We start from the raw sequence: 22,340 nt of genomic DNA on the forward strand, positions 1-22,340 counted from the left end.
CGGTAGGCCCGATGCCACTCCCGGGCGCCCCCAAAACTCTCCGGCATCGTCGTTGGCCCGCGTTTAAGTGCGTGGCTGACAACTAAACGTGCGTTGGCAGCCTCTGCGCCGCCGTCGTACCCCCATTTTTCTTCTTATAGGAGTTTGTTCATGGCTGATCCGGCACGTGCTGCCAAGTTGGCGCAGCGGATTAAGGTTGTTGTTGCTGAGGCTCTGGGCCGGAAGGTTAAGGATCCCCGGCTGGAGGGCATTACTGTTACCGATGCCCGTGTGACCAATGATCTGCAGCATGCCACTGTTTACTACACTGTTCTCGGCGACCAGGCTGTCCAGGCCGATGCTGCCAAGGGGCTTGAGAAGGCCAAGGGCGTGCTTCGGCAGGAGGTTGGCCGGAACATTAGCGTACGCCTCACACCCACCCTCGAATTCGTGGCCGACCAGATTCCCGTGGTTGCCTCCAACCTCGAGGAACTGCTGCGGGAGGCCAAGAAGCGTGACGCCGAGGTTGCTGCCCTTGCGGCCAACGCCCGGCACGCGGGCGACGCCGACCCCTACAAGTCCGACGCGTCCGCCGACGTGGACATCGACGAGGACGATTTCGACGAAGAGGACCTGGACCTCACCGACGATGAGGACCTTGACGAGGACGGCAACAAGTAAGAAGCAGACCAGGGCCCGGGAGGGTATCCCGGGCCCTGTGCTTTTTAACCCATCCCTCACGGTGTGGGCAACCTGCCGCTACCTGAGATCGGCCTTGACCACCTTGCCCGCGGGCGGCTGGGACGGATCACCCAGGGCGTCAATGGTGGCGTAGAGGGCATGGCCGCTGATGTCCACGTCTGCCGGCATGTTCACCGCCAGGAACTGGGAACGGCTGCCGTCACAGGTGAACTTGAGGATCTCGCCGCCAAACAGCGAAGCAACATAGACGTCACCGTTGGCTGCCACTGCCAGGCCCGTGGGGCTGAGGATATCCTCTGCCCAGAGGTCGGTGTCGCCATTCCACGGGTTGATCTTGAAGATCGCGCCGCGGGCACCCAGTTCAGGTCCTTCCGGGCCGCCGGGCAGCGACGTTACGTACAGCATCCCGTCAGGTCCGATCCCGACATCCGTGGGAACCGGTTCAAAGGCATACTCATGCCCCACCACGCAGGCGGGCACCTCCACAGTGTTCCCCATCATGTCAGTGGGAATCCGCAGCCCCGCCGGGATTACTGCCGGCCGTGGAGGCAGGACGGCCACGGTGTCAATGTCGCCGTTCTTCAGGTTCACCTTGAGGACGGCGTTCATGCCTGCATCCGCAACATAGGCAGTGTTGTCGCGGACCGCCAAGGCGTACGGGTGGGAATCCACCATGCCCTTGTAGGTGGCGGGCGGGAAGTTTGGCCAATTGGCGAGGCACTGGGCGCTGACGTCGTCGCCGAAGCCGTAGTGCTGGTCGCCGTCGGGGTTGTGGCTCCGCTCGTAATCGGCAAAATTGGCGATGGTGTCCACGTCGCCCCTGGAGTCGATGGACTTCAGGTAGCCGTGCAGTCCGGCGGGGTCGCCTTGGCCGGCGCCCACGCTTTCAAGGAAGTACGTTGTGTTGCCGCGGGTGTCGGCCCCGGCCACTTCCCAGCCCTGGGAAGTGTCGGTGGAAAGGTCTTCGGTGGGTCCGCCGCGGTCGATGCGGGTGAGCTTCCCGGCGAAATCCTGGGACACCAGGACCGATTTTCCGGGTCCGGCGGTGACATGCAGCGGCGAGACGAGGCCGCCTGCCAGCACGTCGTAGTCCGGTGCCTTGGTGGAAGCTGAGGCGGGGCCTGCGGACGCTATGGCAGCGGCCGAGGCCGCCATACAGGCAAAGAGTGCGAGTCTTTTTTTCATTGGGTGCTCCGGGGTGCGGGGCCCTTGCGGGCGGGATGTGAAGCCTCGGCAGAGGCAAAAAGGATCCCCCGGGCGCAAGCGTAGGCTCCTACCGGTTGGTAGTGGTGGCGGGAATCCCCCTTTTGGCCCCCCTTTCCAAACCCCCGATGGGTCCGCCGTGGCTAGGATCGTGCTATGAGCACCCCGGACCCCGTCGAAAGCCCGTCCAGCCACCCTGAAGAGTCCCAGCAGCTTCAACAAGCCCAGCAGGTGCTGCAGGTCCAGTACCTTGAACAGGCCGTAGACCTGGCCACACAGAACGTCGGCGAGGGCGGCGGCCCCTTCGGCGCCGTGGTGGTGACACCCGACAGGCGCGTCCACGCGGGCGTCAACAGGGTGACCCGGGACAATGACCCCACCGCCCACGCGGAGGTGGTGGCCATCCGGGCCGCGGCGGCGGCAACGGCTGATTTCGACCTCACCGGCTCCGTCCTCTACGCAAGCTGCGAACCGTGCCCCATGTGCCTTGCCTCTGCCCTGTGGGCCAGGATAGGCCACGTCTACTACGCCGCGGACCGCCACGGCGCCGCGGCGGCAGGCTTTGATGACGCACTCTTCTACGACTACTTCAGCGGCGCTGCGCCGCAGCTGATGCCGGTCACCCGGGGTGTCATCCCGACGTCGGACGTGCCCTTCCAGACGTGGCGCGCTTTTGACAGCAGGAAGGAATACTAGCCATGGAATCCACGCTTACCAGCTGTCCCGCCTGCGGGAAGACCAACCGGGTGCCGGCACAGGCTGCGGGCCATCCACGCTGCGGCAACTGCAAGGCAGACCTGCCGTGGATCGTGTCCGCAGGGGACAGCGACTTCGCTGCCGTGGCGGAGCAATCGTCCGTTCCGGTGCTGGTTGATTTTTGGGCGGCCTGGTGCGGACCCTGCCGGATGGTGAGCCCCGTCCTGGACAAGCTGGCCCGGGAACGGCCAGGGAAGATCAAGCTGGTCAAGGTGGACGTGGACAAGTCGCCCGGCCTGTCGCGGCGCTTCGACGTGCAGGCCATCCCCACGCTGATGGTTATCGTTGACGGCAAGGTCGCGGCCCGCCAGGCCGGCGCGGCACCGGCTCAGGTCCTCCGTTCCTGGCTGGACGGGGCCCTCGCCGGAAAACACAGCTGACACTGCCGGCGGCCGCCCGGAGCTGGGTCTACAGCCGGGCGGCAGGAAGCCGGGACAGCCCTTCCAACAGGTCCTGCTTCCGGCCGCACAATGCGATCCGGACCCACCCCTCGCCGATGGACCCGAAGGCGGTCCCCGGGGCCAGCGCAACACCGGAGTCCGCAAGGAAGCGCCGGACCCAGGCCCGCACGTCGCCGCCGGTCACATGCGACATATCCGCCCACAGGTAGAACGCTCCCTGCGCCGGCAGGAAGTGGATCCCCTTTGCAGCCAGGACCGCGGAGGCGGCGTCCCGGTTCTCGCGGTAGTGCTGGTGCGCGTGCCGGACGTAGTCCTGCGGGCCGGTGAGGGCGGCGAGCGCCGCGTACTGCGGGGCCGACGCCACGCAGGAGACGATCGATTCCATGACGTTGTCCATCTTCTTCTCAAGCCCCGGCGGGCAGATGAGCGCTCCGATCCGCAGCCCCGTCAGGCCGTACGTCTTGGACAGTGTCAGCGACGTGAACACGCGGGCATCTGACGCTGTGCCGCCGTCGAACCTCGCCGGGCTGACGTGGGGCACATCGTATGTGAACGCCTCGTAGCACTCGTCCGAGATCACCCAGATGTCGTGCCGGCGGGCCAGGTCCACCAGCTCCCGCACCAGGTCCGCACTGAGCACGGCGCCGAGCGGGTTCGAGGGGGAATTGAGCACCAACACCCGGGTGCGGCTGGTGATGAGGGCTTCCACGTCGGCAACCCGTGGCTGGAAGCCGTGGTCCGGGTGCAGGGGATAACCCACGGGAACAGCGTTGAGCAGCCGGCTGGTCATGGCAAAGGTGGGGTAGCCCGGGTTGGGGATCAGGATCTCATCGCCGGGGGAGAGCAGCAGGCTCATGGCGAAGTGCAGGCCCTGCTGGGCGCCGGACACCACATACACCCGCTCCGCGCCGACGTCCACGCCCTGCTCGTCCCGGAACCTGGCAGCGAACGCCTCACGGAGGGCGGGGATCCCGGCGTTGGGCGTGTAGTTGGTTTCATCGCGGTCCAGGCAGGCGATGCCGGCGTCCAGGACGTGGCGGGGGAGGGGAAAGCCTGGCTCCCCGATGCTGAGCACCACGGCGCCCGGCGTACGCCAGGCGGCCTCGGTGATCTCGCGGATCTGGTTGACGGGCACGTCGCGGACATGGGCGGCAAGCTCAGGCATGTCTGCCATCCTAGCCGCCCCCGACCCGCCCTCGGCCGGGCCCGGCGACGGGCCCTGCCGGGGTGGGCCACCGCCGTCGTCCGCGTCCCGCTGCCTGCCTGCACAGGTGCCCCAACCTGCGCCCATATACTGGGAGGCGTGCTTTCTGGACTGGTGATAGTGGACAAGCCGCAGGGATGGACCAGCCATGATGTGGTTGGCCGGATGCGGCGCCTCGCAGGGACCCGGAAAGTGGGGCACGCAGGAACCCTCGATCCCATGGCCACCGGCGTGCTGGTGCTCGGCATCAACAAAGCCACCCGGCTGCTGACCTACATCGTCGGCACCTCGAAGACCTACACCGCCACCATCCGGCTGGGCCAGTCCACGGTAACGGATGACGCGGAGGGCGAGGTCACTGCCACCACCAGCGCCGCCGGGATCACCGATGAGGACATTGACGACGGCGTCGCGGCGCTTACGGGTGACATCCAGCAGGTGCCCAGCAGCGTCAGCGCGATCAAGGTCAATGGCGAACGCGCCTACGCACGCGTGCGGTCCGGCGAGGACGTCAAGCTCGCCGCGCGCCCCGTGACCATCCATCGGTTCGAGGTCCATGCTGTCCGCAGGGACACGGCGGAGGTTGTGGACCTGGACGTGACGGTGGAATGCTCTTCCGGCACGTACATCCGCGCCCTGGCCCGGGACCTCGGCAACACCCTGGGGGTGGGTGGCCACCTCACGGCGCTGCGCCGGACCAAGGTGGGCCCGTACGCCCTTGACCAGGCACGCACCCTCGAACAGCTCGCCGAAGACCTCAATGTACTGGACATGTCCCTCGCTGCCAGGGTACTGATGCCCAATCGCGAGCTCACCGCCGAGGAAGCTGCGGAGGTCTCCTTCGGCCGGCGGATCGCGGCCGGCGCGGCGCCCGGCACTCCCGGCGCCGCCACGGCGGAGCACCCTGCGGCGGCCTTCGCCCCCGACGGCAGCCTGGTGGCCCTTCTCGCCGACGCGGGCAGTTATGCCAAGCCGGTCCTCGTCTTCGCCCCCGGCAACGGTGCTGCCGCAACCGCCCCCGCGGAGCCGTAGGCATGGACGCATACTTTTGGATCATCCTCGTCGTCGGCCTGGTATCCACCCTGGTTTGCCTGGGCGCCGGAATCCTGAAGAAGGCGCCGAACGACGTCACCATCCTGTCCGTCGTGGCCGTTGAAGTGGCGTTGGTGGTGTACCTGGTGGGGTCGATCGTCCGCGTGATCGCCGGCGAACCGATCGCGGGGGAAGCCTGGGAGTTCTGGGGCTACATGGCCACCGCAATGCTCCTGCCACCCGCAGCCATCTACTGGTCCATCCTGGAGCGCACACGGTGGAGCAACTTTGTCCTGGCCGCCGTCGGCGTCACAGCGCTGGTGATGGCTGCCCGAATGAACCAGATCTGGTACTGAAGTGGAAGAAGCAGCAGAAATGAAAGACCAGCAGGCCCAGCCGGCCACCGGAGGCACCCCTGTCCGTAACACCCGCAACACCGGGCCCGGCCGCCTCCTGATTGCGGTGTACGGGGTTTTCGCCATCTCGGCCACTGCCCGCGCCGGTTATCAGATCCTCACCAAGTTCTCAGAGGCGCCCCTGGCCTACCTGCTGTCCGCCTTCGCCGCCCTGGTCTACATCCTGGCCACTGTGTCGCTGGCTAAAGCCGGAACCACGTGGTTCAAAGTCTCGGTAGCGGCGGTGCTGGTTGAACTGGCCGGCGTCCTGGTGGTGGGGGCCCTGAGCGTCCTGGACTCCGTGCAGTTCCCGCACGAGACCGTCTGGTCGCTGTTCGGCCGCGGCTACGGCTTCATCCCCCTGCTCCTGCCCATCCTGGGACTGGTGTGGCTGTACCGGCGCCGCCCCTCGCAGGCCAAAGCCGCGCAGTGACGGGCAAAGCCGGGCAGTGAATCCGGGTAACCTTGAAGAGTTCCGCGGCCGGAAGGGCTGACGGAACGTTGATGCTTTCAGGCAGCTTAAGGCGAGGGTGATGGTTTACATCTGGAACGATCCGTCCGACGTCCCGGCGGACTTCGGCCCATCTGTTGTCACTTTCGGCAACTTCGACGGCGTTCACCGCGGCCACCAGCAGGTGCTGTCCCAGCTGATCCGGTCGGCCCGCCTTTCCCACGCCAAGGCCGTGGCTGTCACCTTCGACCCCCATCCGGCAGTAATCCACCGGCCCGAAGCCGCGCCGGAGCTGATCATGGGCCTGGAGGACAAGCTGGAGGCGCTGGGCGGTTTGGGCCTGGACGCCATCCTGGTGGTCAAGTACTCGCTGGACCTCGCCAGCCTCACGGCCGAGGAGTTCGTGGAGCAGTACCTTGTGGACTGCCTGCACGCCAGCCACGTGGTCATCGGCCACGACGCCCGCTTCGGGCGCGGCAACTCGGGCGACCTGGACACAATGAAGGCCCTGGGCGAAAAATTCGGCTTCGATGTGCAGGTGATCAGCGAGTTCGGGGCTGAGGGCTACCCCCTGCACGACGACGACGGCACGGACCGCCGCTGTTCCTCCACCTGGGTGCGCGAAGCCCTGCAGGCTGGAGACGTCACCACTGCCGCTTCGGTCCTTGGCCGGCCGCACCGGATGCGGGGCGAGGTGGTCCACGGCGCCGCCCGGGGCAGGGCGCTTGGTTTTCCCACGGCAAACCTTTCCTCGGATGCCACGGGCCTGATCCCCGCGGATGGCATTTACGCCGGCTGGCTGGTGGACCAGGCCGGCAAGCGCTGGCCGGCAGCTATTTCCGTAGGCTCCAACCCCACCTTCGACGGCGTCAGCCGCCAAGTTGAGGCGCACGTGATCGACAGGCCGCAGGAGGCCGTGGAGGACTTCGATCTGTACGGCCAGACAGTGATCGTGGAATTTGTGGCGCGGCTTCGCGGCATGGTGGCTTACCGTGGCCCTGAAGCCCTCGTGGAACAAATGCTGCTGGATGTGGCAAAGACCCACCAGCTCCTGGGCGGCCACTGACTGCAGCATCGGCCGGGCTGACAACAACGAAAGGCAGTACGTGTCCGTCGAGAAGAACACCCGCAAGCTGGATAAGGGGATCGTCCGCGACTTCAGCTCGCGGATGAGCTACGCCTCCTACCTGCAGCTTCCCACACTGCTCAGCGCGCAGCAGCCGGTCAGCCAGCCCGAACACCACGACGAGCTGCTCTTCATCATCCAGCACCAGACCACGGAGCTGTGGCTCAAGCTGGTTCTCCATGAACTCCGCAGCGCCGCGGCCTGGCTCCGCGCGGACGACCTCGGCTCGGCGCTCAAGGGCATCGCCCGGGTCAAGCACATCCAGAAGACCCTCACCGAGCAGTGGTCTGTCCTGGCCACCCTGACGCCCACCGAGTATTCCCAGTTCCGGGGCTTCCTGGGCAACTCCTCAGGTTTCCAGTCCGCACAGTACCGGGCCGTCGAATTCGTGTTGGGGAACAAGAACCGCAGGATGCTGCCGGTCTTCGAATCCGACCCGGAGGCGTACGCCATGCTGGCGGAGCTGCTGGCCGCCCCCAGCATCTATGACGAGTTCCTGGCATACCTTGCCCGGCAGGGGTTCGACGTCCCGCCGGCGGTCCTGGAACGGGACGTGACCCGCGCCCACGAGTTCACCCCGGAACTGGTCCCGCTCTTCAAGTACATCTACGAGAATGCGGCGGACAACTGGGCTGCTTACGAGGCATGCGAGGAACTGGTGGACCTGGAGGACAACTTCCAGCTCTGGCGGTTCCGGCACCTGCGTACTGTCCAGCGGACCATCGGCATGAAGACCGGCACCGGCGGATCCAGCGGTGTGACCTTCCTGCAGAAGGCCCTGGAACTGACGTTCTTCCCGGAACTATTCGCTGTCAGGACGGAGATCGGACAATGAGCACCCAGCAGGAGAACGCCACCGTGGTTTCGGCGGATCAACTCCGGCAGCGCGCCGACGAGCTGGACCGCCGGGACGCCCTGGCGCACTACCGCGACCACTTCATTGGCACGGACACGCCCCTGTCCTACCTGGACGGCAACTCGCTGGGCCGGCCCCTGAAACGGACCGCGGACGATGTCGCCGCCTTCATCCGGGACGACTGGGGCGGCCGCCTCATCCGTGGCTGGGACGAACGATGGCTCGCCATGCCGCAGGCCATCGGGGACCAGCTGGGCCGGGCCGTCCTGGGTGCGGCGCCCGGTCAGACCATCATCGCCGACTCCACCACAGTGGTGCTGTACAAGCTGCTCCGTGCTGCCCTTGCCGCAGTGCAGGACCCGGACCGCAACGAATTGGTGCTGGACACTGAAAACTTCCCCACCGACCGCTACCTGGTGGAGGGCATCGCCCTCGAGGAAGGCCTGACCCTCCGCTGGATCGAACCCGACCCCGCCGCCGGGGTGACCCTTGACCAGGTTCGCCAGGCCACCGGGCCGCGCACCGCCGTCGTCCTCCTCAGCCAGATCGCCTACCGCTCGGGCCACCTTGCGGACCTTCCGGGCATCACCGCGGCAGTGCACGACGCCGGCGCCCTGGTGGTGTGGGATCTTTGCCATTCGGCGGGGTCGGTGGAGATCGACCTGGACGGGGCGGGGGTGGACTTCGCCGCGGGCTGCACGTACAAGTACCTCAACGGGGGCCCCGGTTCACCTGCCTTCGCCTATGTGAACGCCAGGCACCTGCCTTCGCTGAACCAGCCGATCTGGGGCTGGATGGGCCGCAAGGATGCCTTTGAGATGGCTGCCGGCTATGAACCGGCCCCCGGCATCGGCGGCTTCCTCAGCGGAACCCCTGCGATCTTCGGCATGATCGCCATGCAGGGCACCCTGGACCTCCTCGAAGAGGCCGGCATGGCAGCCGTCCGCTCGAAGTCGGCAGACCTGACCGCCTTCGCAGTGGAGGTGTTCGACGCGTGGCTGGCGCCCCTGGGAGCTGAACTGGCCACGCCGCGGAGTCCGGGGGAGCGGGGCGGCCACATCACGGTGGACCATCCGGACTTCACCAAAGCCACCGTCGAAGCCCTCTGGGACGGCGACGTCATCCCCGACTTCCGCTCGCCGCACGGCATCCGGGTGGGACTGTCACCCCTAAGCACCAGCTTCGCCGAGGTGCTTGACGGCATGGCCGCCATCCGGGACCGCCTGCAGGACTGACCGCGGTGGCATTGCCGCCGCGCGTGTTTCGACAAGGTTAGGTCCGTGCCGGTAAACTGGACGATGGATCCGGCTGCAGTCCGTGGCGGCTGGTTCCTGTTGTTGGCGGCCCCTTCCGGCTTTCCGGGTTGGACGTACGCGGCAGACCCGGCAGTGAGTTTCTGATCCGGGCCCTCACGGCACATCCCAAGGAGTTATTGTGGCACTTGACGCCGCTGTAAAGCAGTCCATCATCAAGGAATACGCAACCGCCGAAGGTGACACCGGTTCACCCGAGGTCCAGGTTGCGGTCCTGACCCAGCGGATCAAGGATCTGACTGAGCACATGAAGGAGCACAAGCACGATTACCACACCCAGCGCGGTCTGCTGGGCATGGTCGGTCGTCGCAAGCGCATGCTTGGCTACCTGAAGAAGACTGACATCAACCGCTACCGCGCGCTCATCGAGCGCCTCGGCCTGCGCCGCTAGTCGGACTTTGGAGCGGCCCGGCTCCATCCGGGACCGGGCTGCTCCGTTCACAACCTAAAACTAAACAGGAGGATCAACCGCATCACGCATTCGCGGTCCTCGGTAGTGATCCCCGGGAACGGCTTCGTTGACAGAAGCCACGCCCGTGGGTCTCGATCGACGACCGGGTGCAGGGCCAGTAGACAGATGCTGGCCTGGGTTGATGCGGCTGGACTTCCGTAAAACAGAAACGGAGGTGACTCTCTGTGGAGGGTCCCGAAATCCAGTTCTCGGAAGCCGTCATTGACAATGGCCGCTTCGGCAAGCGGGTCATCCGCTTCGAAACCGGCCGCCTTGCCAAGCAGGCCGCCGGCGCAGCAATGGTGTACATCGACGATGACACCGCCCTGCTGTCGGCAACCACGGCCGGCAAGCACCCGCGTGAAGGCTTCGACTTCTTCCCGCTGACGGTCGACGTCGAAGAGCGCATGTACGCTGCCGGCCGCATCCCGGGTTCGTTCTTCCGCCGTGAAGGCCGCCCGTCCACGGAAGCCATCCTGGCCTGCCGCCTGATGGACCGGCCGCTGCGCCCCGCCTTCATCAAGGGCCTGCGCAATGAAGTCCAGATCGTCGTGACCGTGCTGGCCATCAACCCTGACGAGCTCTACGACGTGGTGGCCATCAACGCCTCCTCCATGTCTACGCAGCTGTCCGGCCTGCCGTTCTCCGGCCCCATCGGCGGCGTCCGCGTTGCCCTGGTCGCCGACGAAAACGGCACCCAGTGGGTTGCTTTCCCCAAGCACTCCCAGCTGGAAAACTCCGTGTTCAACATGGTTGTGGCCGGCCGCGTTGCCGGTGACGACGTCGCCATCATGATGGTCGAAGCTGAGGCCACGGACAACGCCTGGAACCTGATCAAGGAACAGGGCGCTACCGCCCCCACCGAAGAGGTTGTCTCCGAGGGCCTGGAAGCTGCCAAGCCGTTCATCAAGGCACTGTGCGACGCCCAGGCAGACCTCGCCGCACGCGCTGCCAAGCCCACCGTTGAATTCCCCGTCTTCCTGGACTACGAAGACGACGCCTATGCAGCCGTCGAGTCTGCCGCAGCGGACAAGCTTGCCGCCGTCTTCCAGATCGCCGACAAGCAGGAACGCGACAACGCTTCCGACGCTCTCAAGGACGAGGTCATCGCCGGCCTCGCCAGCCAGTTCGAAGGCCGCGAGAAGGAACTGTCCGCAGCCTTCCGCTCGGTCACCAAGCACGTTGTGCGCCAGCGCATCCTCAAGGACCAGATCCGCATCGACGGCCGCGGCCTGACGGACATCCGCCAGCTCACCGCCGAGGTCGAGGTCCTGCCCCGCGTCCACGGCTCCGCCATCTTCGAACGCGGCGAGACCCAGATCATGGGCGTCACCACGCTGAACATGCTCAAGATGGAACAGCAGATCGACTCGCTGTCGCCGGTGACGCGCAAGCGCTACATGCACAACTACAACTTCCCGCCGTACTCCACCGGTGAGACCGGCCGCGTGGGCTCGCCCAAGCGCCGCGAAATCGGCCACGGTGCCCTCGCAGAACGCGCCATCATGCCGGTGCTGCCGTCCCGTGAGGAATTCCCCTACGCCATCCGCCAGGTGTCTGAGGCTCTCAGCTCCAACGGTTCGACGTCGATGGGTTCCGTCTGCGCCTCCACGTTGTCGCTGCTGAACGCCGGCGTGCCGCTGAAGGCCGCCGTTGCCGGTATCGCCATGGGCCTGGTCTCCGACCAGGTGGACGGCCAGACCCGCTACGCCGCGCTCACCGATATCCTCGGCGCCGAAGATGCCTTCGGCGACATGGACTTCAAGGTGGCCGGTACCTCCGAGTTCGTCACGGCCATCCAGCTGGACACCAAGCTTGACGGCATCCCGGCCTCGGTCCTGGCCGCAGCCCTGAAGCAGGCCCGCGAAGCCCGCCTCCACATCCTCGAGGTCATCAACTCGGCCATCGACACCCCGGACGAGCTCTCCGAGTTCGCGCCGCGCGTCATCGCCGTGAAGATCCCCGTGGACAAGATCGGCGAGGTCATCGGCCCCAAGGGCAAGATGATCAACCAGATCCAGGAAGACACCGGCGCCGACATCTCCATCGAGGACGACGGCACCGTCTACATCGGCGCCACCAACGGCCCGTCTGCCGACGCAGCACGCTCCGCCATCAACGCCATCGCGAACCCGCAGGTCCCGGAAATCGGCGAGCGCTACCTGGGTACGGTCGTCAAGACCACCACCTTCGGTGCCTTCGTATCGCTGACCCCGGGCAAGGACGGCCTCCTGCACATCTCCGAACTGCGCAAGATCGCAGGCGGCAAGCGCGTGGACAACGTGGATGACGTCGTTTCCGTCGGCCAGAAGATCCAGGTGGAGATCACCAAGATCGATGACCGCGGAAAGCTTTCGCTTTCCCCGGTGGTAGCCGAGGAAGAGGCTCAGGCCGACACCGAGCGCGCCCACGCCACGGAGCCTGCTGAAGGCGCTGAGGTCTAACAGTCCGGGCTTCCCGGCAAGGCATGAATCGGCGGGACCGGTGGATGATCCACCGGTCCCGCCGCTGTTACGATGGCAGCCAGATCCGGTTGCCCGTCCTGAAAGGCATCAATGACTGTTGTACCCCTGCCGCTTGAGCAGAACCACGCCGGCGACTCCCTGGTCCACGGCTCCGACGGAGGGTCCGAGGTCCGGCGTTCCGTGCTGCCAGGGGGAGTGCGGGTATTGACTGAAGCGATGCCGGGCCAGCGGTCAGCCACCATCGGGTTCTGGGTCGGGGTCGGGTCGCGCGACGAAGCTCCGGGCCAGCACGGATCCACCCACTTCCTTGAGCACCTGCTGTTCAAGGGCACCAAGCGGCGTACGGCCCTGGAGATTGCCTCCGCCTTTGACGAGGTGGGCGGCGAATCGAACGCCGCCACGGCCAAGGAAAGCACCTGCTACTTTGCCAGGGTCCTGGATTCGGACCTGCCCATGGCCATCGACGTGATTGCGGACATGATCACCGGCGCGGTGCTGGACCCCGGGGAGATGGAGCAGGAGCGGGACGTCATCCTGGAAGAAATCGCCATGGACAGCGATGACCCCACCGATGTTGCCCACGAGCACTTCGTCGCCGCGGTCCTCGGCAGCCACCCGCTGGGGCGTCCCATCGGCGGCACCCCCGCAGCCATTAAGGCCGTGGCCCGTGACTCCGTGTGGGAGCACTACCGCAGGTACTACAAGCCGGAGGAACTGGTCATCACCGCCGCGGGCGGCCTGGACCACGACGTCGTCTGCGGACTGGTGGTGGATGCCCTCGAGACTGCGGGCTGGTCCCTGGAGGCGGACGCGGCGCCGGTGCAGCGGCGTTCCACCGAGCGGGCACTGATCACGGGGACGGCCGGGCTGCACGTGGTCAAGCGTGCGGTGGAGCAGGCGAACATCATCATGGGCTGCCCCACGATCGTTGCCACCGACGAACGCCGCTACGTCATGAGTGTGCTGAACGCGGTGCTTGGCGGCGGCATGTCTTCGAGGCTGTTCCAGGAAGTCCGTGAGAAACGCGGCCTGGTGTACTCCACCTACTCCTTCGCTTCGTCCTACGCCGACGCCGGCTACTTCGGCATGTATGCCGGCTGCACGCCGTCGAAGGTCCGGCAGGTGCTGGACCTGCTGGGCGTGGAATTGGACAAGCTCGCCGAAGGTGGAATCTCCGACGAGGAACTCCGCAAGGCAGTGGGACAGCTCGGTGGTGGAATTGTCCTGGCCCTGGAGGACACCGGCTCCCGGATGTCCCGGCTGGGCAGGGCCGAACTGGTCTCCGGTGAATACCAGGACATCGACGAGACACTGCGCCTCATCAAGGCCGTTACGGCGGAACAGGTCCAGGAACTGGCTGCCGAACTGGCTGCCGCCCCCAGGACCGTCACGGTGGTTGGCCCGTTCGAGGAGACCGAGACTTTCGGGCTTTAGCGAAGCTGGCGTCGCGGCCCTGCAGAGTCCATTCTGAGGGTGAGGTGATCTTCGGCAGGGGGTGGCGTGGCGATGGACGGTGCGGGGATGGAGCATGCACATCCTGCCTTGTCCGGACTGCTGGGCCACTGGCGGGGACACACCCGGGTCGCTGCAGGCCCCTGGGGGCCCGAGCGCAGCGTAGACGCCGAGGTGACCTACAGCAACGTGGCCGGCGGCCTCGGCGTGGTGCAGAGCTACCGCCACGTTGAACCGGACGGCAGCCACTTTGAAGGCCACGGCATCTTCACGGTCGATCCGGTCCACAATGACGTGCTGTGGTACTACGTCGACAGCACCGGCGTGCCGCCCGGCACGGCCGCCCGCTGCACCTGGCGCAACGGCATCCTCCGCGTGGAGCGCCACAGCGACGCCGGCTGGACACGCCACTCCCTCTTGCTTGATGACGGTGTGCTGACCCACGTTACCGAGTTGCGTTCGGCCACAAAGGACGACGGAGGCGGCGCGGCAGGTGCGGAAGCCGCAGTGGACGGAAGAAGCCCTGCCTACAGGCCGTTCATGCGCTCGGTCTTCCGCAAGGCATGAGCTTCGTCCACCGAGTCTCAAATGCGTCCACCCGGTCCACCCGGTCTGGACCATGGCTCGGTACACAGGCCCCATGATGCGCGTCTTTGGCGACTTCCACGTGGGGAAGTCCATGGGTCTGGGCGCTGCCCGATGGGTTACGACTTACACCGTGCAGGACAAGTTCAAGCAGCCTTTCCAAGGCTGAGGAATCCATAGCGGGCATCACTGCTGGCCATGGCGCTGGGGCACTAGCCGGGCGATGGCTTAGGGGACAAACTCAACTTAGGGCCAGGGCTGCATCGTTGTCCAGCAGTCCTTCAGCGGGTCGGACGGGAGTACGAACGGGCTCGAGTAGAAATCTTCCCAGATAGCGTCATCCACGGGAATGTCGTCTGGGTAAACAAAGGCTCCCTGTAGCAGTTCGCCGCCTTGCCGGCCTACGTTTCCCGGCACCGCGTTGAAGTTTTCAGGTATCTCGTCGAATCCCGTCAAGGCCATGGAAAGGCCCAGCAACGACGGCCAGTGAGTTGCTTCGCTGTCGGGGTGTTCGGCTTTGTAGTGTCGTCCGGTGGGTGAGGTCCAGCCGGGTGGATCTTTCTCGGTTGCCGGGTCTGGTGTCCATTGGCTGTGGTGTTTGAGCCGGTGGTGCTTCGGACACAGCTGTCCGAGGTTGCTGGTCCCGGTGGTTCCGCCGTGTTCCCAGGCTTTGAGGTGGTCGGTTTCGTTGTCGGGGGTGCGGTTGGTGCAGCCGGGGAAGGTGCATTTGAGGTCCCGCATCCGAATCCAGCGTTTGATGGTTTCCGTAAGCCGGTAGTTTTTCCGGCCGATCTCCAGTGGTGCTCCGTCCCTCGGATCGACAAGGACACGGTAGAACGAGTTGGCCCCGTCGGCGACGAGCGCACGTGCCATGGAGGCCGGGATCGGTCCCAGACCGTCCAGCATGGCGGGCTCATCGGTCAGGCCGAGAAGGGAGAACACCGGCACTGTCACCAGGACGTCGGCTCTGAGCGTAGGAACCTTCCCAATGCCAGTGGTGATGCCAGCGCCCATGTCTTCGCTGCTTCCGCTACCGGCTGTGGCGGTGTTCCCTGCGCCGAGGAGCAGGGATGCGGCGATGTCGGGGCGGAGTTGGGTGAGGGTGCGGTGTTCGTTGGGGCCTTGGAGTCCGCGGGCGGTGGCGGTGGTGCGGTTCCAGATGGCACAGGCGGTGTCGCCGGGCAGGTAGAGGGAGAGCCAGGCCATGCCGTCGCGGTCCGGGGTGTATTCCATCCGCCTGTCGGCCACACCTTTGGCGTGGCGTTTCTCGATGGATTCGGGGTGGTGCCGTTCCCGCCAGCCACGGACCTTGGCCCGGAACCGCGACGGAATGAGTTCGCCGGGGGCTGCGCCGCGGGCGGGATTCGGCGCATCGGGGTCGAAGAAATGTGCAACCAACGACACCGCTCCTTCAGGCGTGAGGCCTTCGGTCTCATCTGCGATGATTTTGGCGTGCTGCCAGGACATGGCACCGGTGGACAGGGCCTCGAAGACCGGCGGCAGGGAGCAGACCTGCCGGGATTGATCCACGAACGCTCCGGATGCTGCGGAGCTAATAGTAAGGACGCCTGCGATCTCCTCCACAACGGACATCTGCGCGTAGGTGCGGTCCTGCACGGAGGCGTCCGGCGGGGTCATGGCCTGCTGGAACCCCACGGCTTCGGCAGCGTCCCGGGCTTTCAGCGCGGAGAGCCGCGCTTCCAGCCGGGATGCAAGCTCCAGCCGTTCCAGCCGGATCTGGTACCGCCGCTGCAGCAAGTCAACACCTGCACCAACAGCAGCCCCGGAAGCAAGGAAAGCATCCTCACGCTCCAGGGCATCGAGGGCTGCGACAGAGGCAGAAACCACCGCCAAAGCCACCCCAACACCGCTGCCGATTCCCATAAGGACATCATCCAACGAGGGTGTGACATTCAAGATTTGGGGCAGCAGACCCCGGCTGTTTTACCCGCCCGCAAAGGGAGGCAGCACGTCCACCACGTCGTCGGGGCCAAGAACGGTTGTTTGGTCCCGCACGGCCACCTCATTGAGCAGAAAGCTGCTCCGCGAAAGAAGGCGGGGAAGCGGCGGCGTCCCGGCCGGAGGCTCGGCGCGCTCCACTGCGGCAACGGCTGCCAGCAGGTCCGCCACGGTGGCGCCCTCCGGCAGGTGGAACTTTTCTTCCTCGAAGCCTGCTGCAGCGCGTGCGGCAGCAAAATAACGTACAAGCATTTGGGTCAGCCCCCGATGGCGCTCATGCTGCGGTCCGGCTGGACGAAGTCCGGAGCGTCCAGTCCCACGTGGTCCATGCCGTGGGCCTTTGGTTTGATCCACATGGCGTCCTGCCACCGCTGCGCCAACTCGACGTCACTGGCCCCGGCGCGCAGCAGCCCCAGCAGATCGAACTCCTCGCGTGAAAAGAGGCAGCCCATGATCTTGCCCTCGGCAGTGATCCTGGTCCGCCGGCAGTCGGAGCAGAAAGGTTCGGTGACGGAGGCGATGATCCCCACCGTCCCCAGGACGGGGCCGTCCGCGGAACCGGGACCGTCCGCGGAACCGCCGCCGTCCGCGGAACCGGGGCCGTCCGCGGAACCGCCGCCGTCCGCGGAACCGGGACCGTCAGCGGAACCGCCGCCGTCCGCGGGGCCTGCCACCCGCCGTCGTACTTCAAAGCGCTCCGCAGGCGCGCCGTCTCGGGCCCGGTGATCGGGACTGAGGACGTAATCCCGGGACAGCAGCCCGCGGATCTCGGCTGCGGTGATCATGTTGCGGCGCGTCCAGCCGTGGTCGGCGTCGAGCGGCATCTGCTCAATAAACCGCAGCTCGTACCCGCGCTCCAGCGCCCAGGCCAGCAGCTGCGGCGACGCTACGTCGTTGATGCCCCGCATCAGGACCGCGTTCAACTTGACCGGGCCCAGGCCCGCGGCCCAGGCAGCGTCCACGCCGGCCAGGACCTGGTTTAGGAACGGGCGCCGGGTGAGCTTGGCGAAGGTTTCCTCGTGCAGGGAATCCAGCGACACGTTGATGCGGGTCAGCCCGGCATCCTTGAGCGCCGCCGCCTTCTTCGCCAGGCCCACGCCGTTGGTGGTCATGGAGATGGGCAGGTCCGGGTGGTTGGCCCGCAGTGCTCCGACGATGTCCACCAGGTCATGCCTGACCAGCGGCTCGCCACCCGTCAGTCGCAGTTCGCGGACTCCCAGCTGCTCCACGCCGACCCTGACGATCCGTATGATTTCAGCGGCGGACATTACTGCCTGCTTGGCGAGCCATTCAAGGCCTTCCGCCGGCATGCAGTAGGTGCAGCGGAGGTTGCACTTGTCCGTCAGGGAGAGCCTCATGTCCGTGGCGCGGCGGCCATACCGGTCCGCGAGCCCCGCCGGTGCATCCGCGGGCCGGCGTGCGGGAACGCCCGGCATCGCCGGTGCTGCTTCCTCGCGCGGCTGGGGCATGCCTAGCTGGACACTCATGAATTCAGGCTACGCCACGTTGCGCCGCGCATCACACCCGGGGCCCGGAATCGGCCAGGTCCCGGTCAATGGGCTGCACCGGCGCCGGGGACCGCCAACGAACATATGCTGAAGTTGTGAAGATTCCCCGGCAAGAGCATGGGACGGACGACGACGGCGCCGGCCTTGGGGAGCGCCCGGAAAGTCCCGGCCGGCAACCGGCAGTCCCGCGCGCCGGGGCCGGGCGGGCCGCGGCTGCCGGGATAGTTGCAGCGGCCGGCGGCGTAGCAGCAGGGGAGCTGCTCGCCGGATTTATCAGTCCCTCCCTTTCCCCCCTGACCGCCGTGGGCGGGGCCGTCATCGATGCCGTCCCGCCCGGTGTCAAGGACTGGGCCATCTCCCTTTTCGGCACGGCTGACAAGGCTGCGCTCCTTACGGGCATGGCCCTGGGCATTGCCGTGCTGGCCGCATTTGCCGGTGTCCTTGAGCGCCGCCGGCGGTTCACTGGTGCCGCTGTGATGGGAATCTTCGGCCTGGCCGGAACTGCAGCGGTCCTGACACGGTCCCAGGTGACCCCTGTGGCCCTCACGCTTCCGCTCCTGGCCGCGGCAGTTGCCGCATTGCTGTTGCGGTTCCTGGTCCGCAGGCTGCAGGAGTGGGAAACCGCCGCACCCGGGGACAGCGCCGCAGCCGCCGGGTCCCGCCGGAACTTCCTCCAGACCCTTGCCATCACCGCCGCCGCCACTGCCCTGGGCGGAGTGCTGGCGGGTATCTGGCGGGGAGCCGCCCTTGCTGTCAGTGAAGCCAGGGCACGCATTGTCCTTCCCGCGCCGGCGTCACCGGCCCCGCCCATTCCGGCTGCTGCGGAGCCTGGAGTGGCCGGCATGCCGCCGCTGGTTACGCCAAACCCGGATTTCTACCGGATCGACACAGCCCTGTCCGTCCCCGCCGTCAACCCGGACACCTGGGTCCTCAAAGTCACCGGCATGGTAGCCCGGGAAGTCCAGCTCTCCTTCGCCGACCTCCTGGCAAAGCCCTTGACCGAACGCCACGTCAGCATCGCCTGTGTCTCCAACGACGTGGGCGGGGACCTGATCGGCAATGCCCGCTGGCTCGGCTGGCCGGTGCGCGAACTGCTGGCCCTGGCCGTTCCCCAGCAGGGGGCGGACATGGTCCTCTCCCGAAGCTCCGATGGCTGGACCGCGGGGACGCCGCTGGAGGTCCTCACCGATAACAGGGACGCCCTGCTGGCGGTGGGCATGAACGGGGAACCGCTGCCGCTGGAGCACGGATTCCCGGTCCGGCTCATAGTCCCAGGCCTTTACGGTTACGTCTCCGCCACCAAGTGGGTCACGGAACTCAAGGTCACCAGGTTCGCCGACGACGCCGGGTACTGGACTCCGCGCGGCTGGTCCGCGCGCGGGCCCATCAAGACGTCGTCGCGCATCGACGTGCCCCGCAGCGGGCGCCCGGTCAGCGCAGGAACAGTGGTGCTGGCGGGCGTTGCCTGGGCCCAGCACACGGGCATCCGGAAAGTGGAACTGCGGATCAACAGGGGGCCGTGGCAGGAAGCTGAGCTGGCCCCCGGCATCTCGCTGGACACCTGGTACCAGTGGAAGCTGGGCGTCGACCTCACCCCCGGGCAGTACGAGGTCCAGGTCCGCGCCACGGACCTGAACGGCCAGCCCCAGGATGAAACATCGCGGCCGCCGGCACCCGATGGAGCCACGGGATTCCACACCGTTAGAGTGGACGTGAAATCCTGAAGGCCGCGACCAAAGGCGTATCCATGACCAGCACGCACGCCACCCCAGCGGGCACGGCCCACCGTGCCCGCTCCGTTGCCGGGCATCTGGCTGCCGTCACGCATCTTCTGGCCCCGCTCGCGGCAGAATCCCGTGCTGAAGTTGTTCCCCTTCCTGATGCCCTGGGCCGGGCGCTGGTGCATGGATTCCTGGCGCCGCTCAGCCTTCCGCCTTTCGCCAATTCCCAGATGGACGGTTATGCCGTCAGTTCCGCGGACATTCCCGACGGCGGCGCCGACCTTCGCATCATGCCCCCCGTTCCCGCCGGGTCAAGCCCGCAGCCGCTTGAGCCCGGGAGTGCGGTGCCCATCATGACCGGTGCCATGATCCCCGCGGGGGCTGACGCCGTCGTGCCCATCGAAAAGGCCGCACCGGACCGCTTCCTGGAACCCGGCCACACCGGACCAGTGAAACTGCCTGCCACCGCGCCAGGGACGTACGTCCGCGCGGCCGGCAGCGACATTGCAACGGGGGAGCGGGCCCTGGCCGCCCGGACCTGCCTGGGGCCGGCACAGCTGGGGCTGCTCGCAGCCCTTGGCATGTCTGCGGTGGAGGTCTACCGGGCCGTGACCGTCCTGCTCGTCACCACGGGGGACGAGGTAGTTGAACCGGGCCGTGCGCTGCCGGAGGGCAAGATCTACGACTCCAACGGAACCCTCCTGGAAGGGGCCATGAAGCAGGCGGGCGTCACTGTCCGCCGCGCGGGTATTTCCACCGACAACCCGGCAGAACTCCAGGCACTGCTGCGAACCGCGGGCCAAGACGTGGACCTGATCGTCACCACCGGCGGGGTCAGCAAAGGCGCGTATGAGGTGGTGCGGCAGGCCATGGCGGACCAGCCCGTCGACTTCCTGCACGTCGCCATGCAGCCGGGCGGCCCCCAGGGGATCGGCATGTTCGACGGCGTCCCCTTCCTTGGGTTTCCCGGCAATCCGGTCAGCTGCCTGGTGTCCTTCGAGATGTTCCTCCGTCCAGCCCTGTCGGCGTTGCTCGGGGCACCGGCACCCAGGCTGCCCCTGCGGGCCCGGCTCGCCCAGCCGCTCGCGTCCCCCGGCTCCAAGCACCAGGTCCGGCGTGGAATCCTGCAGCCGGACGGGATGGTACGGCTGGAAGGTGGCGAGAGCTCGCACCTGATGCACGCCCTTGCGGGATCGAACGTCCTGGTTCACGTGCCTGTCGGCGTAACGGACCTCGCCGCCGGCGACGAGGTGGAAGTATGGATGCTGTGAACGCAGAACAGACCCCCGCACTGACCCACCTGCGCAAGGACGGCAGCGCCCAGATGGTGGATGTTTCCGGCAAGGCAGAAACAACCCGCGAGGCTACGGCCACCGCCACGGTACGAACCACAGCCGAAGTCATGCAGCTGCTGGGTACCGGCGGGCTCCCCAAAGGAGACGCCCTGGCTGTTGCCCGCGTGGCCGGCATCATGGCCGCCAAGAAGACCCCGGAGCTTATTCCGCTCTGCCATCCGCTGCCCCTCTCCAAAGTCACCGTCGATTTCGAGCTCGCCGTCGACGCCGTGGCCATCAGCTCCACCGTCAAGACCCGCGGCGTCACCGGCGTGGAAATGGAGGCCCTGACCGCGGCATCGGTGGCAGCCCTCAGCGTCTACGACATGATCAAAGCCGTGGACAAACATGCCGTCCTGACCGACATCAAGGTGCTGGCCAAGAGTGGCGGCAAGAGCGGAGACTGGGCCCTGTGACCACAACCTTCAGCGCCGCCGAACCCCACCGGCACGGCGACGCGCAGGGGCGGAAGGCCGGCGTCGTGATCGCTTCCACCCGCGCCGCCGCGGGCATCTACGACGACGAAACCGGGCCCATCATCACCGACTGGCTTACCGAGCACGGCTTCGACGTGTTCCCGGCCATGGTGGTTCCCGACGGCGATTCCGTGGGCGCTGCCATCCGCGCGCTCCTCACCCAGCACCCCGCCGTCGTCATTACCAGTGGCGGCACCGGGCTCAGCCCGGACGACCGGACGCCAGACGTCACCCTGCCGCTGCTGGACCGGGAAATACCGGGCATCATGGAGGCGATCAGGCGCGCCGGTGCCGCCAAGACCCCGCTGGCCGCCCTCAGCAGGGGGCACGCCGGGGCCGCAGGCCGGACCTTCGTCGTGAACCTGCCCGGGTCTCCGAAGGGCGTCATGGACGGCCTTACCGTCCTGGACCCGGTGATCGGGCATCTCTGCGACCAGTTGGAAGGTGGACATGGGCACTGAAGCATTCGAGGTAGTACGGGCCGTCCTCAGCCCGGACCCCATCTCCGTGGACCAGGCCATCGCCGCGGTGGAAAGCGACACGGCCGGCGCAGTGGTCAGCTTCAGCGGTGTGGTGCGCAACCACGACGGCGGCAAGGCCGTCGAGCGCCTCAGCTACAGTGCGCACCCCTCGGCGCACCAAGTGATTGCCGACGTCGTCGCGCGCCTGGTTGCCGAGCAGGACACTGCCGGGGATGCCGCGCGGGCGACCGGGACCGGGCAGCCCGTCCGCATCTGGGCGGCGCACCGGATCGGAATGCTGGAAATCGGGGACCCGGCCCTGGTATGCGCGGTATCCGCTGCGCACCGCGGGCAGGCGTTCGCCGTCTGCTCCGAGCTGGTGGACCGGATCAAGGAGCAGGTGCCCATCTGGAAGGAACAGTTCTTCTCGGACGGCACGGTGGAATGGGTTGGCGCCGGCAGCTGACGCTGCACCATGCCGGGCAGCGGTCCAGGCTGTCCCGCACCGGC

At 66.8% G+C, this 22,340-nt stretch carries 23 protein-coding genes; 18 read left to right on the forward strand and 5 right to left on the reverse strand.

Translation table 11 applies throughout. The features are described from left to right. Positions 1-150 precede the first annotated feature (150 nt). Positions 151-660: a 30S ribosome-binding factor RbfA gene (gene rbfA / locus J7I84_RS04515; RefSeq protein ID WP_214941113.1), complete on the forward strand. Its 510-nt coding sequence runs from the start codon at positions 151-153 to the stop codon at positions 658-660. A gap of 78 nt (positions 661-738) precedes the next feature. Here rbfA and J7I84_RS04520 read toward each other — a convergent pair whose 3' ends face one another. After that, positions 739-1,866 (reverse strand): ScyD/ScyE family protein, encoded by a 1,128-nt coding sequence (locus J7I84_RS04520; RefSeq protein WP_214941116.1) that lies wholly within the window; start codon positions 1,864-1,866, stop codon positions 739-741. Between the two features lie 174 nt (positions 1,867-2,040). Here J7I84_RS04520 and J7I84_RS04525 point away from each other — a divergent pair, with 174 nt between their 5' ends. Both J7I84_RS04525 and trxA read left to right on the forward strand, forming a co-directional pair. Continuing rightward, complete coding sequence (locus J7I84_RS04525) at positions 2,041-2,580, forward strand: nucleoside deaminase (RefSeq protein ID WP_251046030.1); 540 nt, start codon at positions 2,041-2,043, stop codon at positions 2,578-2,580. Between the two features lie 2 nt (positions 2,581-2,582). Next, positions 2,583-3,020, forward strand: coding sequence for a thioredoxin (gene trxA / locus J7I84_RS04530; RefSeq protein ID WP_214941119.1), 438 nt, complete (start codon positions 2,583-2,585; stop codon positions 3,018-3,020). Positions 3,021-3,048: 28 nt separating this feature from the next. Here the strand turns inward: trxA and J7I84_RS04535 are convergent, their stop codons facing one another. After that, positions 3,049-4,206 (reverse strand): pyridoxal phosphate-dependent aminotransferase, encoded by a 1,158-nt coding sequence (locus J7I84_RS04535; protein WP_214941124.1) that lies wholly within the window; start codon positions 4,204-4,206, stop codon positions 3,049-3,051. Positions 4,207-4,344: 138 nt separating this feature from the next. Here J7I84_RS04535 and truB point away from each other — a divergent pair, with 138 nt between their 5' ends. The 10 genes from truB (at position 4,345) to J7I84_RS04585 (ending at position 14,353) form a co-directional block, all read left to right on the forward strand. Continuing rightward, positions 4,345-5,277: a tRNA pseudouridine(55) synthase TruB gene (gene truB, locus J7I84_RS04540; RefSeq protein ID WP_214941127.1), complete on the forward strand. Its 933-nt coding sequence runs from the start codon at positions 4,345-4,347 to the stop codon at positions 5,275-5,277. A gap of 2 nt (positions 5,278-5,279) precedes the next feature. Beyond that, positions 5,280-5,633 (forward strand): hypothetical protein, encoded by a 354-nt coding sequence (locus J7I84_RS04545; protein WP_214941130.1) that lies wholly within the window; start codon positions 5,280-5,282, stop codon positions 5,631-5,633. A 19-nt stretch (positions 5,634-5,652) separates the two neighbouring features. Further along, positions 5,653-6,105 (forward strand): hypothetical protein, encoded by a 453-nt coding sequence (locus J7I84_RS04550; protein ID WP_214941133.1) that lies wholly within the window; start codon positions 5,653-5,655, stop codon positions 6,103-6,105. A gap of 100 nt (positions 6,106-6,205) precedes the next feature. After that, complete coding sequence (locus J7I84_RS04555) at positions 6,206-7,189, forward strand: bifunctional riboflavin kinase/FAD synthetase (RefSeq protein ID WP_214941136.1); 984 nt, start codon at positions 6,206-6,208, stop codon at positions 7,187-7,189. Between the two features lie 40 nt (positions 7,190-7,229). Continuing rightward, entirely contained in the window at positions 7,230-8,084 is an 855-nt protein-coding gene (gene kynA, locus J7I84_RS04560) for a tryptophan 2,3-dioxygenase (protein ID WP_214941139.1), read from the forward strand. Further along, the gene (locus J7I84_RS04565) at positions 8,081-9,340 is read left to right on the forward strand and encodes a kynureninase (RefSeq protein WP_214941141.1); all 1,260 of its coding nucleotides are present in this window, start codon (positions 8,081-8,083) and stop codon (positions 9,338-9,340) included. Before kynA ends, J7I84_RS04565 begins: the two co-directional genes overlap by 4 nt. Before the next feature lie 199 nt (positions 9,341-9,539). After that, on the forward strand, positions 9,540-9,809 hold the full coding sequence (gene rpsO, locus J7I84_RS04570; RefSeq protein ID WP_214941143.1) for a 30S ribosomal protein S15: 270 nt from the start codon (positions 9,540-9,542) through the stop codon (positions 9,807-9,809). 245 nt (positions 9,810-10,054) lie between these two features. Next, a complete protein-coding gene (locus tag J7I84_RS04575; RefSeq protein ID WP_214941145.1) occupies positions 10,055-12,313 on the forward strand; it encodes a polyribonucleotide nucleotidyltransferase in 2,259 nt (752 codons plus the stop codon). Between the two features lie 111 nt (positions 12,314-12,424). Next, on the forward strand, positions 12,425-13,768 hold the full coding sequence (locus J7I84_RS04580; RefSeq protein WP_214941147.1) for a pitrilysin family protein: 1,344 nt from the start codon (positions 12,425-12,427) through the stop codon (positions 13,766-13,768). Positions 13,769-13,855: 87 nt separating this feature from the next. Next, a complete protein-coding gene (locus tag J7I84_RS04585) occupies positions 13,856-14,353 on the forward strand; it encodes a DUF1579 family protein (RefSeq protein ID WP_214941149.1) in 498 nt (165 codons plus the stop codon). Positions 14,354-14,617: 264 nt separating this feature from the next. On the opposite strand, the gene J7I84_RS04590 is transcribed toward J7I84_RS04585, so the two are convergent. Genes J7I84_RS04590 through moaA form a run of 3 tightly spaced genes read right to left on the reverse strand, consistent with a single transcriptional unit; the run spans position 14,618 to position 17,817 of the window. Next, positions 14,618-16,255 carry an HNH endonuclease signature motif containing protein gene (locus J7I84_RS04590; RefSeq protein ID WP_214941152.1) on the reverse strand — a complete coding sequence of 546 codons (1,638 nt, stop codon included), beginning with the start codon at positions 16,253-16,255 and terminating at the stop codon, positions 14,618-14,620. Between the two features lie 60 nt (positions 16,256-16,315). Then, the gene (locus J7I84_RS04595) at positions 16,316-16,582 is read right to left on the reverse strand and encodes a MoaD/ThiS family protein (RefSeq protein ID WP_214941155.1); all 267 of its coding nucleotides are present in this window, start codon (positions 16,580-16,582) and stop codon (positions 16,316-16,318) included. A 5-nt stretch (positions 16,583-16,587) separates the two neighbouring features. After that, positions 16,588-17,817 carry a GTP 3',8-cyclase MoaA gene (moaA, locus tag J7I84_RS04600; RefSeq protein WP_396020026.1) on the reverse strand — a complete coding sequence of 410 codons (1,230 nt, stop codon included), beginning with the start codon at positions 17,815-17,817 and terminating at the stop codon, positions 16,588-16,590. Between the two features lie 116 nt (positions 17,818-17,933). Here moaA and J7I84_RS04605 point away from each other — a divergent pair, with 116 nt between their 5' ends. The 5 genes from J7I84_RS04605 to J7I84_RS04625 are packed head-to-tail and all read left to right on the forward strand — an operon-like array spanning position 17,934 to position 22,296. Then, positions 17,934-19,562, forward strand: coding sequence for a molybdopterin-dependent oxidoreductase (locus J7I84_RS04605; protein WP_311381062.1), 1,629 nt, complete (start codon positions 17,934-17,936; stop codon positions 19,560-19,562). Positions 19,563-19,585: 23 nt separating this feature from the next. Next, entirely contained in the window at positions 19,586-20,830 is a 1,245-nt protein-coding gene (gene glp / locus J7I84_RS04610) for a gephyrin-like molybdotransferase Glp (protein ID WP_214941160.1), read from the forward strand. Continuing rightward, positions 20,818-21,309 (forward strand): cyclic pyranopterin monophosphate synthase MoaC, encoded by a 492-nt coding sequence (gene moaC, locus J7I84_RS04615; RefSeq protein ID WP_214941162.1) that lies wholly within the window; start codon positions 20,818-20,820, stop codon positions 21,307-21,309. The genes glp and moaC overlap by 13 nt, the downstream gene beginning before the upstream one ends. Then, positions 21,306-21,830, forward strand: coding sequence for a MogA/MoaB family molybdenum cofactor biosynthesis protein (locus J7I84_RS04620; protein WP_214941165.1), 525 nt, complete (start codon positions 21,306-21,308; stop codon positions 21,828-21,830). Before moaC ends, J7I84_RS04620 begins: the two co-directional genes overlap by 4 nt. Beyond that, on the forward strand, positions 21,820-22,296 hold the full coding sequence (locus J7I84_RS04625) for a molybdenum cofactor biosynthesis protein MoaE (RefSeq protein WP_214941169.1): 477 nt from the start codon (positions 21,820-21,822) through the stop codon (positions 22,294-22,296). Before J7I84_RS04620 ends, J7I84_RS04625 begins: the two co-directional genes overlap by 11 nt. Positions 22,297-22,340 lie beyond the last annotated feature (44 nt).

This window comes from Arthrobacter sp. ISL-85 (assembly GCF_018613675.1).
Taxonomy (GTDB): domain Bacteria; phylum Actinomycetota; class Actinomycetes; order Actinomycetales; family Micrococcaceae; genus Arthrobacter.

What these genes read in the sequence shown, in the direction of transcription:
- rbfA (WP_214941113.1), top strand. Translation starts at nt 151, where the DNA reads ATGGCTGATCCGGCACGTGCTGCCAAGTTGGCGCAGCGGATTAAGGTT.
- J7I84_RS04520 (WP_214941116.1), bottom strand. Translation starts at nt 1,866, where the DNA reads ATGAAAAAAAGACTCGCACTCTTTGCCTGTATGGCGGCCTCGGCCGCT.
- J7I84_RS04525 (WP_251046030.1), top strand. Translation starts at nt 2,041, where the DNA reads ATGAGCACCCCGGACCCCGTCGAAAGCCCGTCCAGCCACCCTGAAGAG.
- trxA (WP_214941119.1), top strand. Translation starts at nt 2,583, where the DNA reads ATGGAATCCACGCTTACCAGCTGTCCCGCCTGCGGGAAGACCAACCGG.
- J7I84_RS04535 (WP_214941124.1), bottom strand. Translation starts at nt 4,206, where the DNA reads ATGCCTGAGCTTGCCGCCCATGTCCGCGACGTGCCCGTCAACCAGATC.
- J7I84_RS04545 (WP_214941130.1), top strand. Translation starts at nt 5,280, where the DNA reads ATGGACGCATACTTTTGGATCATCCTCGTCGTCGGCCTGGTATCCACC.
- J7I84_RS04550 (WP_214941133.1), top strand. Translation starts at nt 5,653, where the DNA reads ATGAAAGACCAGCAGGCCCAGCCGGCCACCGGAGGCACCCCTGTCCGT.
- J7I84_RS04555 (WP_214941136.1), top strand. Translation starts at nt 6,206, where the DNA reads ATGGTTTACATCTGGAACGATCCGTCCGACGTCCCGGCGGACTTCGGC.
- J7I84_RS04565 (WP_214941141.1), top strand. Translation starts at nt 8,081, where the DNA reads ATGAGCACCCAGCAGGAGAACGCCACCGTGGTTTCGGCGGATCAACTC.
- J7I84_RS04580 (WP_214941147.1), top strand. Translation starts at nt 12,425, where the DNA reads ATGACTGTTGTACCCCTGCCGCTTGAGCAGAACCACGCCGGCGACTCC.
- J7I84_RS04585 (WP_214941149.1), top strand. Translation starts at nt 13,856, where the DNA reads ATGGAGCATGCACATCCTGCCTTGTCCGGACTGCTGGGCCACTGGCGG.
- J7I84_RS04590 (WP_214941152.1), bottom strand. Translation starts at nt 16,255, where the DNA reads ATGGGAATCGGCAGCGGTGTTGGGGTGGCTTTGGCGGTGGTTTCTGCC.
- J7I84_RS04595 (WP_214941155.1), bottom strand. Translation starts at nt 16,582, where the DNA reads ATGCTTGTACGTTATTTTGCTGCCGCACGCGCTGCAGCAGGCTTCGAG.
- moaA (WP_396020026.1), bottom strand. Translation starts at nt 17,817, where the DNA reads ATGAGTGTCCAGCTAGGCATGCCCCAGCCGCGCGAGGAAGCAGCACCG.
- glp (WP_214941160.1), top strand. Translation starts at nt 19,586, where the DNA reads ATGACCAGCACGCACGCCACCCCAGCGGGCACGGCCCACCGTGCCCGC.
- moaC (WP_214941162.1), top strand. Translation starts at nt 20,818, where the DNA reads ATGGATGCTGTGAACGCAGAACAGACCCCCGCACTGACCCACCTGCGC.
- J7I84_RS04625 (WP_214941169.1), top strand. Translation starts at nt 21,820, where the DNA reads ATGGGCACTGAAGCATTCGAGGTAGTACGGGCCGTCCTCAGCCCGGAC.